Source organism: Bradyrhizobium sp. 132, from assembly GCF_023074185.1.
Classification (GTDB): Bacteria; Pseudomonadota; Alphaproteobacteria; order Rhizobiales; family Xanthobacteraceae; genus Bradyrhizobium.
On sequence record NZ_JADPKY010000005.1, the window covers coordinates 1 to 602 of the forward strand.

General features: G+C 65.8%; 1 protein-coding gene. It reads left to right on the top strand.

Annotated elements, in window-relative coordinates:
- Window positions 1–602, top strand: a 602-nt coding sequence (locus IVA74_RS00040) for an IS110 family transposase (protein ID WP_247338623.1), incomplete at both ends; no start/stop codon positions are given.

A 602-nucleotide genomic window follows, 5' to 3' on the forward strand; every position in this document is an offset into this window, starting at 1 on the left:
GCGACCGGCAACAGCATGGCGGTATCGCGGGTTCTGGCACCGTTCGTGGCACGGGTGATTATCGCCAATCCGCTGCAGGTGAAGGCGATCGCCCAGGCTCACGTCAAGACCGACAAGATCGATGCCGGCACGCTCGCCAGTCTGCAGGCGGCTGGGTACCTGCCGCAGATCTGGACGCCTGACGCGGAGACCGAACGCAAGCGTCGGCTGGTGGCGCGGCGCTACCAGGTCGTGCGGCATCGCACGCGGCTCAAGAACGAGGTGCATTCGATCCTGCACGCGCACCTGATCCCGAAGTGCCCGCATGCAGATCTTTTCAACGGCCGCGGCAGGGCGTGGTTGGCCGCCCAACAGCTGCCGCACAATGAGCGCGCGGCGATCGATCGGCACGTCCGCGAGCTTGACCGGCTGGCGGAAGACCTGGCCCTGCTCGACCGCGAGATCGCGCAGGACGCCATCGACGATTCCGCGGTCAACAGATTGATGACGATCACCGGCGTCAACTTGGCGGTCGCTGCCGGCATCATGGCGGCGATCGGCGACATCAGCCGGTTCAACAGCCCGCAGAAGCTGGTGAGCTATTTTGGGCTGAACCCGCGGGT